A 12,576-nucleotide genomic window follows, 5' to 3' on the forward strand; every position below is an offset into this window, starting at 1 on the left:
ACGACTTGCGCCGCGGAAAGGGTCCAGCGCTACAGGACATAAAAAGGCCCCGCTCCAGGGGTGCAGAGCGGGGCCGAGCAGGGAGTCTAGCGTACCGGCAGGGGGTCATCTGCCGTCGGAAACAGCTTATCGCGGCAAGCTGTCGCCGAACTATGTCGGCAACACCGGAAAAGTGTCGCGATTTGTCGCTGATGGCCGGTGACACCCGAAAGGGCAAATGGCGGTGCTGTCAGTCTAATGCGAACAAGTCTCCGCGGCTGACAGCTCTGGCTTTGTAGGCCGGATCTCAGGCCATGACGCAGCGCCACTCGGCGAGAGCCGCCGAGCGCCGTTCCTTGTAGGTCTGTCGGTCGGTGAGGTGTCGTTCCTGGGCGAAGTGATTGTGAACCTGGGCGTGCACGCTGCTGAATTTCTGCAACGTCTTCATCTGGCGAAAGCGCTGCATGACCTGCTCGCGTCGTCGGAAGGGCAGGTGTGAGCTCTCGGCCCGGTTGTCCTCCCAGAGGTCGACATCCTGCTTGTCGGCATTGCCGAGCTCGGTCATCGCCGCAGTGTAGGAGCGCAGGCCGTCGGTGACGACACGCTCGGGCTTGCCGTACCGCTTCATCGCTTTCCGGATGAAGGTGAGCGCCGCCTTCTTGTCACGGGTCCTGGAGGCATAGCTCTCCAGCACCTCGCCTTCATGGTCGATCGCGCGCCAGAGATAGTGCATCTCGCCGCCGATCTTCACGTAGATCTCGTCCAGATGCCAACGCCACTGCCTGAACCCACGCATCCGCGACGCCCGCTGCTTCCGGATCTCGGCCGCGAACAGCGGGCCGAAGCGATTCCACCAGCGCCGCACTGTCTCGTGGCAGATGTCGATGCCACGCTCGTGAAGCAGGTCTTCCACGTTCCGCAGCGACAGCGGGTACTTCACGTACATCATCACCACGAGCCGGATCACCTCGGGCGACGAGTTGAAGTAGCGGAACGGATTGCGGGCAGGGGAGGGCGCCATGGCCGCGGGTTAACGGTCGGCCGTTACCGGCGGATAATTTGCTCTGACAAGCCCACTGTAGGCGTTTGGGTGGTGCGCGGTGCAAGCTTGCGCATCGTCTGGCTTCATAGACTTTCGATGCGCTACGCTGAGGGTGGCAGGCTTAAGGGGCTTCCGCCACCCCCTGTATGTCGCGGAAGCCCCGGCCCACCGGCGGCGGACCGCCGCGCCGGTGGAGAACTTGTTGGCCGCTCGATCACGAGCCGCCGCCGCCCAAACTACGCAGAGCGGATCCCGTCAGCCATTAGGCCGGATGGCCTAGCAGGCTCCCGGTCAAAGACGACAAGCCTCTGGGTTGACAGCAAATCGTGAGGTCCGGATAGTTTGCCGAAAGGGGTCGCCAACACGTGCAGGACGCTATTCAGCGCCGGATCCTGGCCAGCGAAACGCGGGCCGAGCTGAAAGGTAGCCTCGTCGCCTGGATCGGGCTGACGGTCGTCACCGCGTTCGCTGCGACCGAGTTCGCAACAGTGGCCGGCGCCGGCTTCGACTGGTGGCTGGCCGCAATGGCCGTCTTCCTCGCCGGCTGGCTGATTGCCTGGGCCCGCTTTGTGCTGAAGCCTCCACGCGACCAGGCCATCCTGGAGCGCTGGATTCCAGGCGCCAAGGCCGGAATGACGCTATGCAACATCGCGACAGCGGGCAGCGTGTGGGTGTTCCTCCCCGTGTCCGGGCCCGAGCTGCGGGCGCTGATGATCGTGCTGTATGCCTGGTACCTGATCGTCCAGTTCGCGGCCGCGACCGAGGCGACGCAGGTGCTGCGCAGCGCCGTGCTGCTGGTGCTTGGATCGCTGACCGCATGGCTGCTGATCGAACGACCACCCTATTTCCTGCCGCTTTCGCTGTTCCTGCCGCTGTTCGGCGCGACTTTGATCGCGATTCGCCGGTTCGTCCGGCAGGCGGTCGTCAAGGAAACGGCCGCGCGAGCCGCAGCCGAGGAGGCGAGGCGCGAGCTCGATGCCGCGCTTGCCGTCGTTGCGCGCGAGCGCGATGCCAAGACCCAGTTCATCCGCGCCGCATCCCACGATCTGCAGCAGCCGCTCCAGGCCGCCGCCTTGTTCCTCGACCGGGTGCGGCCGGGAGGACGGGCGGCGGAGCAGCTTCCTTTGCTGGGCGGGCTGCGTCAGGCCCTGACTGGGGCGCGGTCGCTGGTCGCATCGATGTTGGAGCATCTGAAGCTGGAAGGCGGCGCGATCCGGCCGCAGATCGCCGAGGTCACGGCCGGCGATGTATTCGACCGCGTGCTGCTGACCCAGGAGCTCGCGGCTGCGGCGGCTGGTATTCGGATCAAGCTGGCCGGCGCGTCGGTCGGCTTTTCGGCCGATCCTGCGCTGCTGGCGCGCGCGATCGAAAATCTAGTGGCCAATGCGATCCGTCATTCGGGCGGGCGGCGCATCCTGCTGGGCGCCCGGCGGCGCGAAGGGGAGGCCTGGTTCTGGGTGGTCGACGACGGGCGCGGGCTGGGCACGGCCGACGAGGCGCGAATCTTTCAGCCGTTCGAGCAGGGCGCGCATGTAGGCGAAACCGGCGGGTTCGGTCTGGGGCTCGCTTCCACGCAGGGACTCGTGGGCCTGATGGGCGGACGATGCGGCGTGCGCTCGGGCCTGACGCGCGGTGCGGCGTTCTATATACGCTTGCCAGTCGCCGCGCTCGAAGAGGCAGTGCGTTGCGCGGCCTGATTTGCGACGATCATCCGCTGATGCGGCAGGCGATGCTGGCGACGCTGAAGGCGCGCTGGCCAGGCACGGCACTCGACGAAGCCGATAGCTATCCGGCTGCGTGGCACCAGGCTCGATCTGGACCCGATTTCTGCGTCGTCGATCTGGCGATGCCGGGCGCGGCGCCGCTGGAAGGTATCAGCCGTTTGAAGGCGGCGGCGCCAGATGCTGTGCTGTTGGTCATCACCGGGCTCACCGACGAGGCACTGCTGCAGAGCATCGCGGCGTGCGGCGTGGCGGCGCTGCTGCCCAAGACACTGGAGAGCAGCGCGATGCTCGATGCGGTCGAGCGCATTGTGCCTGGGCTGAGCGCTACTGCCGCGCCCACGCTGGCTCCGCGCCAGCGAGAAGTGCTGGGCTTGATGGGAGCGGGGCTGAGCAACAAGGAAATTGCGCTTCGGCTCGGTCTTTCGCCGGCCACGGTGAAGATCCACGTCGCGCGGGTGATAGAAAACCTGGCAGCCGCTAACCGCACCGACGCAGTGTCGCGCGCCCAACGGGCGGGGATGATCTAGGCGAGTTCGCCGGTGTCGTTGGGCGAAGGGGACATAAGCCGTTTTCCGGCGACTCCAATTCACGCGGCAGTTTCGGGCACCTGTGCCAACCCCGCGGCGACATCAGCAATGACGAGTAAGGGCCCCGGCGGTATTCAGCGCTGGCACTCCGAGCGGCGCACGCAGCTAAGCACTGACGCGAGGTGCCTGCACACGCCGCCGGGCCGCCGCGCCAAGCATTGCAAAGCCGCCGACCATCATGGCCCACGTTGCAGGTTCCGGCACGGCGGCCGTTAAGTTGGTCTGCAGGCCGCGGATCGTCTCCTCGCCCAGCCCTGGGTCGAGCTGTGTCGTAAGAGTATGCGAAGCGTCGATGAAGCCGCCACGATTGGTGAAGAGACTGAGGTTCGAATAAGCGACGATCTTCTGAGCAGACTTCAACGTGATCGGCCCGCCACCGCATGACACTGTCGAGGCGCTGACGCTGAAGGCGCCCCCTGGAGCAGTCAGATCCGAATACGCCCAGCCCAACAGCCCAGGCACGTCGCCGCAGGTCGCGCCGTAGGCGACGTTCACTGCGCCGGTGCTTGGGTCGATGAAGTTGTCGATAAAGGCCTTCTCGTCATAGATGGCAAGATAGAGCGCCGCGATCCCACCATTCGGTAGAAGGCCGTTGTCGGGGCTCACGGTTGAATCGTCGATCGTCAGCGTCGCCTGTAGGCCGAAAGCGGAATCCACCTTGCCGTTGTATGTGAAGCTGGTGAACCCGGCCGCGCTGCCATTCACGCGCGCATCGTTGGGAGCGGCATATGAGGCGGCGTGCAAGGTGGGCAGATAAAGGCCGCCGCCATTCAGCTCGGCGGAGCCACTGGCGTAGGAGCCTTTTTGCGGAATGGCGCGGGTTTCGACAAAGCCGCTGGATGCTGTGGTCCGATAAAGACCGCCGTCGGTCTGAAAGGGGATCAGCCGGTTGCTGCCTGGGCATTCGGCTGCTGGACCGGCGCCGCCGCAGGTGCGCTCGCTGGCGAGTGTCTGAACGCCGTATACGCCTGCCCGGGCGGCCGACATCGGAGTTAGTGCGGAAGCAGCGGCGAATGCAGTCACTGCCGCCAAGGTCAACTTGATGCTCATACAACCCCCTTTTGAAAGCAACTGTTTCCACGAGCAGCGCTATAGTCTGCTCGGGACCAACTTAGACGTAGCGAACCTGAGCGCTGCGGCGTCGGCGAGAGGCCGCGCCGGCGAACGCAAAGCCACCAAGCATCATTGCCCATGTCGCGGGCTCCGGCACCCCCGGTCCTGCCACGTCGAAATTCACCGTCGCGGGTGCGGTCCGCGCGTCAAACGTGCCGCTGTAGAGCAGGGCATCGGCGGCATTCCGGATCTCGACATTGTAGATGTTGCGTCCGGTCGCAAGAACGACACGCCCAAACAGGGTGAGACTAGACAGGCTTTGCGGAGCCGCAAACGTTAACTGCGCAAACTCGTTGGGACCTGTACCGGCCGAGTGGTAGAGGTCATCCTGATCATCAACCACGCCATCGACGAGGTTCTGCGGACCGTAATAGTTCGGATCCGAGTTTGGATAGTTGCTGAACGCCGAGGTCGCAGCAGTTGGAGCTACGTTAGCGTCATTATAGTCCTTTGCGACCAACTCGGCGATCTGTAAGTAATCATTTGCCGGACCGGTGATCCGGATGGTCTTGGCGTCCACGATGGTTGCGGCTTGTGCATGATAGCCCGTGCACGAAAAGCACATTGCAAGTGCAGCTGATACAAGCTTGATTTTCATATAACCCCCTAGGAACGCACAGAAAAACGAATCAGTCGTGTCATCGTCGTGACCCGATTAATGTCAGTGCGGGGGCGAATTAGACATTAGGCCGAATGGCCTAATCCTGTCTCAAATCAGCACGATGCGTCCTTTGGAAGGTCATCCTCGACCATGTGCGGAATGGGTCTGTCGCGCCCATGTTTGCGCGCCTCGTCTCAATCTCGGCTTAGCGCCCTCGAAGTGGTCGTTGGGAGGGCACCGCGGCGACCGCAAAAGCACTCGTTTGTTCCTGCTGCATTCGAACGTTCACAGTCGAGGGCTAGCGGACATTCGCGACGATCTCGCTCCGATCGTTGCAGCGCGCGTCACTTTGACACGATGGGCCGCCCCATCTGAGCTCGTATGTTTCCATCAAACCGGTGCACAGGGCATCCTTCTACCGCGGCGGTTCAACCAAACGTCAGGCTTCCGCCTGGCCAAAGTCCGACGGACGGCGCCGGTCGGGCGTCATGCCCTTGTTGGCAAGTGCTTGACCCACCCGATCGAGCAATTCGGCTCGCCTATACGGCTTGCCGAGCACATCTTTGCTCGGACGGTCGGGGCCGTAAACGACTAGCTCCTCGTTATAACCCGTCGTCATGAGGATGGGCAGTTCGGGCGCAATTCGCTCGATCTCATCGGCAAGCACCATGCCATTCATCCCGCCAGGCATCACGAGGTCGGTGAACAGCAAATCAAAGGTGCCTTGATCGGCACCGCGGAAGATGGAGAGCGCCTCGTCTCCGTTCCGTGCTGCCGTGACCGTATATCCGGCACCGGTTAGAATTTCCCTCGCAAGGTCCAGCACGTCGTCACTGTCCTCGACCACCAGAATATGTTCGGAGCCGGTGGTGCCTGCCCCCGATGAAGCGGCTCGTGGCGCCGGCGCTTCCTTTTCCTCGATTTGCAGGTGCGAAACAGGGAAGATGAGGCGCAGCGTGGATCCCGTTCCCGGCGTGCTTTCGATTTCAAGTCTACCGCGGGATTGCTGAACAAAACCGGTGACCATCGCGAGTCCGAGACCGGTGCCCTTGCCTTCGCGCTTCGTCGTGAAAAATGGCTCGGTCGCACGTTCAACGACATGCCCGGGCATGCCTTCGCCATCGTCGGCGACTTCGACAAAGACATAGTCGCCCGGAGACAGCTCCCGTGCAGCCGCGTCTCCGTTGAGCCGGAGGTTGCCCGTCCTGACGGTTAGCTTGCCGCCCCGAGGCATGGCATCCTTGGCGTTGTTCACGATGTTCAGGATCGCCATCTCGAACTGATCGACATCGATCATCGCCTTCGGCAGCCGGCGCTTCAGATGGAAGTCCAGCTCGATCGCGGACCCGATCGAGCTCTCGATCATCTCCGCAAAATCATGGACGAGCTGAGAGAGATCTGCAGGCTTTGGGTCCAGCCGCGTTTTGCGCGCAAATGCCAGCAGCTGGCGTGTTAGCCGAGCGCCACGATCCGCTGCGGATCGTGCCTTTGCGACATATGTCTTAAGGCGCTCACCCTCGATCTGCGACTCTAGCAGCTCAAGGTTGCCGTTCACCACCTGCAGCAGATTGTTGAAGTCGTGCGCGAGACCGGCAGTGAGTTGTCCGATCGCCTCCATCTTCTGAGCCTGTCGAAATGCCTGCTCGGTATTGCGGCGGCGCGTCACATCGAGCTGGCTTGCGAACTGGTAGACCATCTTTCCCGACTGGTCGAAGACCGGACCGATAAAGACCGCATTCCAGAATGGCGTGCCATCTCGGCGATAGTTCAGGATTTCGGTCGCGACGGAGCGCCCTTCCTTCACCGCGTCGCGCAGCTCAGCCACGGTCTCCCGATCCGTCTGCGCGCCCTGAAGAAATCGGCAGTTCCGGCCGAGGATTTCGCTCTCCTCATAGCCGGTCAGGTCAAGAAAGGCCTTGTTCGCAAACGCGATCGGGTTGTCGGGCAGGTTCGGATCCGTGAGGATCATCGGCATCCGAGTCATCTCGATCGCGGCGAAGAAGACGTTATCCCGCCGCTCTAGACCCGTTTCGGAAATGGTGCTTTCGCGCCAATGATTCATTCCCTTGCGACCGAGAGGCTCGCCGGCGCCGACATCAACGGCGCCCTGGGATGGCGTGCCACTGCTTTGGCCGCCACCTTCCACATCGTCCTTCGGACCAGGGTTGGCAGGCGCGGACCGAAATTCCTCACTCATCAGGCTCGATGACTTCCTCTGCTTGGATCGCCCACCCCGCTGAACTCGACAAAACGAAGCTTGTCCAAGAGCGTTCCGGGGGTGAAACGGAAGGGGGCTGCGGTGTCAGGATCGCGCGCTTAGCAGGCGTCGGCGGTCCATTCTGTCCGATTCCCGACATTGCGTCCCGAAACAGATCACCCGCGCGCAAATGGGCATTTTGGACGGAGGGCAGCAATGGGTCTCAGTGACCTACTTTGCAATCTGCGTTAAGAACGCTACCTTACGAAACGCTCCGGCACGATGGTGGTCGCTCCGGCATCCGTCAGGAGACCAGCATCGAACAGCGGCACATCTTAATCGCGGAAAGTCCTGCCGATCCCCGAACCGAGTTCCTTGCCGGAGGCGGTGAGATGGGTGCGCGGATTCGCGAATTCGACTGGTCCGCTACGGCGATGGGGTCGCCCGAGCTTTGGCCGCAGTCATTGCGGTCGGCGCTGTCGATCTGCCTGCACTCCAGCTTCCCAACATGCATATATTGGGGTCCAGAGCTGCGCCTCCTTTACAACGATGCCTGGTCGCCGATCCCGGCGGAGCGCCATCCTTGGGCGCTCGGGCAGCCTGCAGAGGCAGTTTGGACGGACATCTGGCAGGTCGTCGGGCCGCAGTTCATGCGCGTCTTCACGACGGGTGAGGGCTTCTCGACATTTGATCAGATGCTGCCGATGGAACGCGGCGGCATCGTACGAGAGACTTACTGGAATTACAGTCTTACCCCTATCCGCGGCGAAGACGGCGTTGTTGTCGGCGTGTTCAACCAGGGGCACGAGACAACCGACCGCGTTCTGGCTGAGCGTAGATCGGTAGAAGAGCGTGAACGCCTGGGGCGCATGTTCGACCAAGCTCCGGGCTTCATGGCGATGCTTCGTGGCCCCGATCATGTGTTTGAGCTGGCCAATGCGGCCTATCTGCGGTTGATCGGCCAGCGCGACGTCATTGGCCGGCGCGTCCGCGACGCGCTGCCCGAAGTCGACGGTCAAGGGTATTTCGAGACGCTCGACAATGTTTACGCCACCGGCGAAGCATTTGCCGGAACCGCACTGCCAGTAGAGCTTCGGCGAACGCCTGACGGTCCGACAGAACGCCGCTTCGTCGATCTCATCTATCAGCCAATTACGGACGTCGCCGGAAGAATATCAGGGATCTTCGTTCAGGGCACGGACGTGACCGAACGCGTCGCCGCCGAAAGCGGCCTCCGGGAAAGCGAGGCTCGCTTTCGTGAGCTTATCGAGCATGCGCCAGATAAGATGTGGGTCAATGAGCCCAATGGATCGGTCGCTTATTTCAACGCGGCGTGGCGGGAATATACCGGCCATCCCGTGACCCCTGAGGGGCTGTCCTGGACAGAGGCATTTCACCCCCAGGATCGCGCGCTGCTCTTGAAGCAAAGGACTCAGGCCATCGCGGCCGGTGTCCCCTATATCGTTGAGGCCCGGATGCGACGGGTCATTGATGGATCATGGCGCTGGCACGTATGCCGAGTGGCTCCTATTCGCCGGGACGGAGCAATCTTTGCTTGGGCGGGGATGGCCGCCGACATCGATGATGTGCGCAGCGCCCAACATGCACTCGCCAATTTGAACAAGACTCTGGAAACTCGCGTCGCAGAACGCACCGCCGAGCTCGAAGCGGCGCACGAACAGCTGCGGCACGCTCAAAAGATGGAGGCAATAGGCCAGCTCACGGGCGGACTTGCTCACGACCTCAACAACATGTTGACTGTCGTGACCGGCAATCTCGACATGGCACGGATACACCTTGCCGGTGAAGATGAAGCGCGGGTGCAGCGTGCGATCGCGAACGCGACGCGCGGTGCCGAAAGCGCAGGCTCGTTGACACGGCGGCTGCTTGCATTCGCGCGACGACAGCCGCTTAACCCTCAAACTCTCGATACTGCTAACCTCGTGGGCGGAATGACGGATCTGCTCATGCGGGCCTTGGGAGAGACCGTACAACTGCGTGTGACGTCTCGTCGCCCATCAAGCCCTATCCACGTCGACGCACATCAGCTCGAAAATGCGATCGTCAATCTGGCCGTAAATGCTCGCGACGCGATGCCCGCCGGTGGCGAGCTTGAGATCACCATTGATGAAGTCGCCCTCGGCAGCCCCGAGGCGAAGCAGCTCGATCTCCCAAGCGGAGACTACATCGAAATTGCGATTGCGGACACCGGGAGTGGCATGTCGGAAGATGTTCTCGCGCGTGTTTTTGAGCCGTTCTTCACGACCAAAGAGCAGGGCAAAGGCACCGGGCTTGGCCTCAGCATGGTCTATGGCTTCACCAAGCAGAGCGGCGGCTCGGTTTCGGTGGACAGCCGGCTCGGGGCGGGCACCACAGTGCGTTTGTTGTTTCCACGCGTTTCGGAACCGACGCTGCGCATCGCACCGGCCGATCTCACTGCTGATGCTCATGGCGGCTCGGAGAGCGTTCTTCTCGTCGAAGACCAGGACGACGTCGCAGAGCTGGCGACAAGCATTCTCAGGGAGGCCGGCTATCGGGTTGAACGCGTAGCGACGGGGGAGGAGGCTCTAGGCCGGCTCCGTGATTTCGCGGACCTCGATCTGATATTCACTGATGTTGTGATGCCTGGCGGCGTCAGCGGTATTGCCCTCGCGAAAGCTGCGCGAGAGCGACTTCCGAAAGCAAAGGTGCTTCTAACGAGCGGCTATTCGACGGAGCCACTGGAACTCGCCGGCGACTTCTCGTTCCTCTCCAAGCCTTATCGCCGACCGGATCTGTTGGCAAAGGTGCGCGCGGTACTCGACGGGGGCTAGGCCATTCAAGCCTTGCTCGGGACTGACTTGCGTCCGCTTTGGGACGAAAGCAACGTTACCGCCGGCCAGTGCGATCGTCCACTACGCGCCTTATTATCGGGCATTCAGCGCGGTCCAATGCGAACCTTGAAGCGGTCAATGATTAGCGCGTCAGGTTCCAGCCTCCAGCGTGCGGCCTCGGCCTCGCGTGAACCCGTGCGGATTGCCCGCGGGTGCATGCATGATATCAAGCCACGGGGAACGGGGGAGATGAAGGATGGCGACTTTCGTCCTGGTGCACGGTGCCTGGCACGGCAGTTGGTGTTGGACGCGCGTAAGGCGCGCTCTGCTTGATCAAGGGCATCAGGTATTTACTCCCACGCTCAGTGGCGTCGGAGAGCAAAGCCACGCGCTATCCCCCGACATCAATCTTCAGCGGCACGTTGACGATGTCGCCAACCTAATTCGTTGGGAAGAACTCGATTCGGTGATCCTCTGCGGCCATTCTTATGGCGGATGCGTGATCAGCGGCGTCGCCGAGGTGCTGCCCGATCGCATCGCAGCTTTGGCCTATCTCGATGCCTTCTTGCTGGAAGATGGCGAATGCCTCCACGACCTGCTCCCCGTCGAGCACCGCGAACTGCAACTCAGTCTTGCGAACGAGTTTGGGGAAGGCTGGCGTGTGCCGCCGATTCCGGCCGAGGTGTTCGCTGTCAATGCACAGGATCGGGGTTGGGTGGACCAGCAGTGCACACCGCAGCCGCTGGCCACCTTCCAGCAGCGTATTCAATTGAAAGGCGGTGTGTCGCCCATTTTGCGAAACCACTTCATCTATGCGTCGGGGTGGGAAGGAACGCCGTTTGGCATCTCCTATGAACGCGCGAAGAACCGCGGGTGGACGACGAGCGAGATTGCATGCGGGCACGACGTGATGCTGGACCGCCCCGAGGCTCTCACGTCAGAGTTGATCGCACTAGCAAGCGCCGCCAGCTGATCAGCCGTTTGGCTGCTGCTAGCACTCGATTGACCTAAACGGGATCGCTGGCCACGATCGATCAGCGAACGGTTCAGCCTGGCAGTTAGGCGCCTCAATATCGGTCGTTCAACGAGGTCGCACATGGCTCCAATACCGGACGTTCTGACATGGATTGCTCGCCTTCGAGCGCAGAAGCCACACAGCTCCGAATAGGCGACTAGGCGGCTCAGATCGACGGCGCGACGCGCCACTCCTCGATGTGCGGTTCGGCGCCCGGTGATCTGGTTTCGGCGCGGCTGCTGGCGATGGTCAAGGTGGTATAGGCGGGCACATCCTTGGTTACCCAGACGTTTCCGCCCAGCACTGCTCCCTTGCCGATCGTTACCCGGCCGAGCACCGTGGCGCCCGCATAGATTACAACATCGTCCTCAATGATGGGGTGACGGGCCGGGTCGGCCAATATCGCACCGTGGGCGTCCGTCGCGAAACTTTTCGCGCCGAGAGTCACTGCTTGATATAGACGCACATTGTTGCCGATGATCGCAGTTTCCCCAATCACGACTCCTGTACCATGATCGATGAAGAAGCCGCGCCCAATCGTGGCTCCGGGGTGGATGTCAATACCGGTGCGGGAATGCGCGATCTCGGCGATGATCCGCGCCACAAGCGGCGCGCCCAGTTGGAAAAGTTCATGCGCCAGGCGATGATGGATCACCGCAATGAGGCACGGATAGCAAAGCAGCACTTCATCGACGCTGCGTGCCGCAGGGTCCCCGTCATAAGCCGCCTCGACATCCGTATCGAGCAGCTCGCGCAGCGCGGGCAGGCGCGCAGCGAACTGCGTCACAATATTCTCTACGGCGACATCGGTGGCCGGGCTCGATTTATCGGCAAGCGAATAGTTCAGTTCGAGCCGGATTTGCGCCGCGAGCTGGGACAAGGCGGTTTCGAGTGTCGCCTCGACGAACCTGTCCTCCGCCGCCAACGTCACTTCAGGTGGCCCCAGACGGAGCGGGAACAGCGCGGCGGCGAGCAGTCCAACGATGCGATCAAGCGAACGGCGCGATGGGAAGCCCTGCGTGCCATATTCCGCATGCCGATCATGGCGCGTGCGCCACTTTTCACGAGCATCGCGCAGTCCGGCAATGGCCGCCGAAGTGTCCCAAGGCTCATGGACCCGTTCGCTCGAATTCTGCTCGGTCATTGTTTCTCCCGAACGGGGATGTAACGGGTCACGCGCCGGCTTCCAGCAGCCGAATCTTGCAGACTAACAGTCTTCACTATCTGCCACTGGGCGCTTGATAATCGATGCTCGGTACCGAGACATCGCGAATCGGCAGGTGCAGCCAGTCCATGCGACGGCTACGAACGGCATCGCCGAGCCCGCTGACGCGGAGCGTGTTGAGCTCATGGGCCTCGACGAGAGTGACCACGGCAGCGGCGCCCGACTCGGCGATCGCCTGGACGTCGACATCAAGGTCACGGTCCCATGCGCCGGTCGCCGCCGCGGGCTGTTTCTCGCCCGGGCAGAAGGTGATGCCGATACGGCCCATGCCATCGCCGGC

The 12,576-nt window shown here is 62.3% G+C and carries 10 protein-coding genes; 4 read left to right on the plus strand and 6 right to left on the minus strand.

Going from position 1 to position 12,576, the window contains the following annotated elements; translation table 11 throughout:
- Nucleotides 1–286: 286 nt before the first annotated feature.
- Nucleotides 287–1,000 carry an IS6 family transposase gene (locus ACFSCW_RS04190; RefSeq protein ID WP_380887203.1) on the minus strand — a complete coding sequence of 238 codons (714 nt, stop codon included), beginning with the start codon at nt 998–1,000 and terminating at the stop codon, nt 287–289.
- 386 nt (nt 1,001–1,386) lie between these two features.
- Here ACFSCW_RS04190 and ACFSCW_RS04195 point away from each other — a divergent pair, with 386 nt between their 5' ends.
- Both ACFSCW_RS04195 and ACFSCW_RS04200 read left to right on the plus strand, forming a co-directional pair.
- Nucleotides 1,387–2,718 (plus strand): sensor histidine kinase, encoded by a 1,332-nt coding sequence (locus tag ACFSCW_RS04195; RefSeq protein ID WP_380887205.1) that lies wholly within the window; start codon nt 1,387–1,389, stop codon nt 2,716–2,718.
- Nucleotides 2,706–3,272, plus strand: a complete 567-nt coding sequence (locus tag ACFSCW_RS04200) for a response regulator transcription factor (RefSeq protein WP_380887207.1) — start codon at nt 2,706–2,708, stop codon at nt 3,270–3,272. The genes ACFSCW_RS04195 and ACFSCW_RS04200 overlap by 13 nt, the downstream gene beginning before the upstream one ends.
- 165 nt (nt 3,273–3,437) lie before the next feature.
- Here ACFSCW_RS04200 and ACFSCW_RS04205 read toward each other — a convergent pair whose 3' ends face one another.
- From ACFSCW_RS04205 to ACFSCW_RS04215, 3 genes are all read right to left on the minus strand, one after another.
- Nucleotides 3,438–4,382 (minus strand): PEPxxWA-CTERM sorting domain-containing protein, encoded by a 945-nt coding sequence (locus ACFSCW_RS04205; protein WP_380887209.1) that lies wholly within the window; start codon nt 4,380–4,382, stop codon nt 3,438–3,440.
- A gap of 61 nt (nt 4,383–4,443) precedes the next feature.
- On the minus strand, nt 4,444–5,043 hold the full coding sequence (locus ACFSCW_RS04210; protein ID WP_380887211.1) for a PEPxxWA-CTERM sorting domain-containing protein: 600 nt from the start codon (nt 5,041–5,043) through the stop codon (nt 4,444–4,446).
- Between the two features lie 442 nt (nt 5,044–5,485).
- On the minus strand, nt 5,486–7,243 hold the full coding sequence (locus tag ACFSCW_RS04215) for a histidine kinase famiy protein (protein ID WP_380887213.1): 1,758 nt from the start codon (nt 7,241–7,243) through the stop codon (nt 5,486–5,488).
- Between the two features lie 392 nt (nt 7,244–7,635).
- Between ACFSCW_RS04215 and ACFSCW_RS04220 the strand changes: the two genes are divergently transcribed.
- Together ACFSCW_RS04220 and ACFSCW_RS04225 are read left to right on the plus strand one after the other, a co-directional pair.
- The gene (locus tag ACFSCW_RS04220; RefSeq protein ID WP_380887215.1) at nt 7,636–10,056 is read left to right on the plus strand and encodes a PAS domain-containing protein; all 2,421 of its coding nucleotides are present in this window, start codon (nt 7,636–7,638) and stop codon (nt 10,054–10,056) included.
- Between the two features lie 256 nt (nt 10,057–10,312).
- Nucleotides 10,313–11,029, plus strand: a complete 717-nt coding sequence (locus tag ACFSCW_RS04225; protein ID WP_380887217.1) for an alpha/beta fold hydrolase — start codon at nt 10,313–10,315, stop codon at nt 11,027–11,029.
- Nucleotides 11,030–11,237: 208 nt separating this feature from the next.
- On the opposite strand, the gene epsC is transcribed toward ACFSCW_RS04225, so the two are convergent.
- Both epsC and ACFSCW_RS04235 read right to left on the minus strand, forming a co-directional pair.
- Nucleotides 11,238–12,215 carry a serine O-acetyltransferase EpsC gene (epsC, locus tag ACFSCW_RS04230; RefSeq protein WP_380887219.1) on the minus strand — a complete coding sequence of 326 codons (978 nt, stop codon included), beginning with the start codon at nt 12,213–12,215 and terminating at the stop codon, nt 11,238–11,240.
- Between the two features lie 76 nt (nt 12,216–12,291).
- On the minus strand, nt 12,292–12,564 hold the full coding sequence (locus ACFSCW_RS04235) for a protein-tyrosine phosphatase family protein (protein WP_380887221.1): 273 nt from the start codon (nt 12,562–12,564) through the stop codon (nt 12,292–12,294).
- Nucleotides 12,565–12,576 lie beyond the last annotated feature (12 nt).

Origin of the sequence: Sphingomonas tabacisoli, assembly GCF_042678385.1 — a bacterium.
Lineage (GTDB): Bacteria > Pseudomonadota > Alphaproteobacteria > Sphingomonadales > Sphingomonadaceae > Sphingomonas_B > Sphingomonas_B tabacisoli.

Coding starts and splice junctions, on each gene's coding strand:
- ACFSCW_RS04190 (WP_380887203.1), bottom strand. CDS start 1,000: ATGGCGCCCTCCCCTGCCCGCAATCCGTTCCGCTACTTCAACTCGTCG.
- epsC (WP_380887219.1), bottom strand. CDS start 12,215: ATGACCGAGCAGAATTCGAGCGAACGGGTCCATGAGCCTTGGGACACT.
- ACFSCW_RS04205 (WP_380887209.1), bottom strand. CDS start 4,382: ATGAGCATCAAGTTGACCTTGGCGGCAGTGACTGCATTCGCCGCTGCT.
- ACFSCW_RS04215 (WP_380887213.1), bottom strand. CDS start 7,243: ATGAGTGAGGAATTTCGGTCCGCGCCTGCCAACCCTGGTCCGAAGGAC.
- ACFSCW_RS04220 (WP_380887215.1), top strand. CDS start 7,636: ATGGGTGCGCGGATTCGCGAATTCGACTGGTCCGCTACGGCGATGGGG.
- ACFSCW_RS04225 (WP_380887217.1), top strand. CDS start 10,313: ATGGCGACTTTCGTCCTGGTGCACGGTGCCTGGCACGGCAGTTGGTGT.
- ACFSCW_RS04235 (WP_380887221.1), bottom strand. CDS start 12,564: ATGGGCCGTATCGGCATCACCTTCTGCCCGGGCGAGAAACAGCCCGCG.
- ACFSCW_RS04210 (WP_380887211.1), bottom strand. CDS start 5,043: ATGAAAATCAAGCTTGTATCAGCTGCACTTGCAATGTGCTTTTCGTGC.